Source organism: Pelagivirga sediminicola, from assembly GCF_003072125.1.
GTDB lineage: Bacteria > Pseudomonadota > Alphaproteobacteria > Rhodobacterales > Rhodobacteraceae > Roseovarius > Roseovarius sediminicola.
On the sequence record NZ_QCYH01000046.1, the window covers coordinates 1 to 2729 of the forward strand.

The following is a 2729-nucleotide window of genomic DNA, read 5'->3' on the forward strand; positions in this document are numbered from 1 at the left end:
GTAAGCATCCGGCGTAGGCCACAGCGAGGTCAACGTGCGTGTTGACGGTCCATTTCGATGAGCTCGCACAGGTTTTCGATCCCGAACGGAGTGAATGCGATGACGCTGTCGTTGCCGGGGCCGTAGACCCAGATCACGCCATCTTCGGGCTCCATATCGATGGCGAGATCAAAGATCCGATCGACGGTTTCGCCCAGTTCGGCTGCAACGCGGTCGATGGTCTTAACGGAATGGATCTTGTTCAACTGCATGGTCATGCCGCCTCAGCGAGGGGTCGGGTTTTCCAGTTCCATGGTAGAAGTTCATGGATGCGCGAGACGGGCATCTCGGGCAGCCGGGCGAGGACATCGGCAAGCCAGGCCTGTGGGTCGATGTCGTTCATTTTGGCCGTGACGATGAGGGTATACATGGCGGCGGCCCGCTCACCGCCGCGCTCGGAACCCGCGAAGAGCCACGACTTTCTGCCCAAGGCTATCCCGCGCAGGGCGCGTTCGGCCGCATTGTTCGTCAGGCAGATGCGCCCGTCATCAAGGAATGCCGTGAAGGCTTTCCAACGGCCATCTTTCTCGAACATGTAGTTGATCGCCTTGGCCACCTTGTTGTGTCGGGACAGTTTCGCGCGCTCTTCCTGCAGCCAGTCATGAAGATTATTCACCAAGGGACGTGACAGGACCTGGCGGGCGGCAAGGCGGGCAGCGGCATCCAGCCCATGGATGTCACGTTCGATGTCGAAGATGGCGTCGATCCGTTTCACCGCTTCCAGGGCGATCGGCGAGATCTGATGGGCGGGTTTGCCCTTTCGCACGTTCCTGGCAATATCCGCCAACTCGAAGAACTTCCGGCGCGCATGCGCCCAGCACAGCGCACTGGTCACCGGCCCCGCATATCGGTCGGCGCGATAGAGGTCGTTGTATCCGCCATAGGCGTCCGCTTGCAGCACACCTTGCCATCCGGCCAGGTGCTGATTGGGATTGGTGGCCGCGCGATCACGGGAGAAGCGGAAGAACGCAGCCGGTGGCGCTCCCCCGTTCCAAGGGCGATCGTCACGGACATAGGTCCAGAACCGGGCTTTCTTCGCGCCACCCCGCGCCAGAAGTGGCACGGTCGTGTCATCGCCATGCAGGCGGTGACCGGCGCGCACATGGGTCTCGATCAAGGCATGGACTGGCTGCAACGCGACAGCGGCATGCCCGATCAGGTCAGCCAAGGTCGACAGGCTCAACTCGACGCCTTCACGTGCGAAGCGTTCGGCCTGCCGGTTCAAAGGCTGGTGCTGACCATATTTCTCGAAGACGATCATGGCGATCAGGCTGGGCCCGGCCCATCCACGCGGGATCGCATGGAACGGCGCCGGCGGCTGACTGATCTTTTCGCAGGACCGGCAGGTGAACTTCTCGCGCACGGTCTGGATCACCTTCCACTGCCGCGGGATCACCTCCAGCGTCTCGGTGACATCCTCGCCCATCTTCACGATCCTATCCGAGCCACAGCAGGTGCAGGCGGCAGGTGCCTCGACAACAACCCGCTCGCGCGGCAGGTGCTCGGGGAACGGCTTGCGCACAGGTGGACGGCGCGTGAAGGCACGCACCGTGGTGGTGGCTTTGTCGGTTGCTTGTTCTGCGGCCAGGGCATCTTCGGTGGCCGCCGCTTCCAGTTCTTCAAGCTGCAATTCCAACTGATCGATCAGCCGGGCGCGTCGTTCTGACGAGATACCGTATTTGTCACGGCGCAGTTTGGCGATCTCGAGCTTGAGCTCCTGGATCATCGCTTCCGAGCAGGACACAACCGCACGGGTCTGTGCCAGCTCGCTTTCGGCCACATCTGCACGGGCCTCGGCGGCGGCCAGGGCAGCGCGTAATTTGGCGAGTTCGGAGGCGGCGTCAGACATGGCGGATGTCTATCACTCAAGCTCATGAAGAACCAACAAAAACAGGCTTGTAAGAGCAATTTATCCAGCCTTTGCAGGGCGTTGCGTCCAGCGTGGGTTGCGCCAGTCAATGCCTTCCAGAAGATAGCCCAACTGCGCCGCCGAGATCTGCACCGCATCACCGGACCGGCTCACCGGCCAGATGAACTTGCCCGCTTCCAAGCGTTTCAGATAAAGCGACATGCCCACGCCATCATGCCACAGGATCTTGACCAGATCGCCCTTACGGCCCCGGAAGCAGAAGATCTCACCCGCATGGGGATCGCGACCGAGACCCTCCTGCACCTGCAGCGCCAGCGTGTTCATGCCCCGCCGCATATCGGTGGTGCCGCCCGCAATCCAAACCTTCACGCCCGCCGGAAACGCGATCATTGCTCGTCCACCACCGCCAGGATCCGCGCAAGCGCTTCGGGCTCCACGCCCACCGGCACGGTGACCCGGCGCCCGTTCGGCAGGGCTATCTCAACCTCACAGCCCGGAGGCGGACAGGGATCGACTGAATTGGTCTGCCGCGCGGGCGCTTTCGTCACGGTCACCGGCGCGAACGATACCGGGCGAGAAGACCCAAGCTCACCGTTTCGATACTGCCGCCGCCAGGTTGTCAGCAGCGACCGGCAAATGCCATGCCGCCGCGCTGTGGCTGCCGCCTGGCGGTGGCCGATGAAGCTTTCCTCCACAATGCGCAGTTTATCATCATCGGGCCAATACCGGCGGCGTTCACCATCAGCGGCGGAAAGAACTTCGATTTGAGGGCGGTTGATAAAGTCGGACATAAGGTCGGACTTACCATCGGATCGATCCC

The 2729-nt window shown here is 62.1% G+C and carries 4 protein-coding genes; all 4 read right to left on the reverse strand.

Going from position 1 to position 2729, the window contains the following annotated elements:
• Positions 1-29: 29 nt before the first annotated feature.
• On the reverse strand, positions 30-257 hold the full coding sequence (locus DC366_RS19300; protein ID WP_207768792.1) for a hypothetical protein: 228 nt from the start codon (positions 255-257) through the stop codon (positions 30-32).
• A complete protein-coding gene (gene tnpC, locus DC366_RS19305) occupies positions 254-1888 on the reverse strand; it encodes an IS66 family transposase (RefSeq protein ID WP_108693769.1) in 1635 nt (544 codons plus the stop codon). Before tnpC ends, DC366_RS19300 begins: the two co-directional genes overlap by 4 nt.
• Positions 1889-1948: 60 nt before the next feature.
• Positions 1949-2299: an IS66 family insertion sequence element accessory protein TnpB gene (gene tnpB, locus DC366_RS19310; protein ID WP_108693770.1), complete on the reverse strand. Its 351-nt coding sequence runs from the start codon at positions 2297-2299 to the stop codon at positions 1949-1951.
• Positions 2296-2729 (reverse strand): IS66-like element accessory protein TnpA (tnpA, locus tag DC366_RS19315; protein ID WP_341476708.1); only part of this gene is annotated, 434 nt, incomplete at its 5' end. The genes tnpA and tnpB, both read right to left, overlap by 4 nt.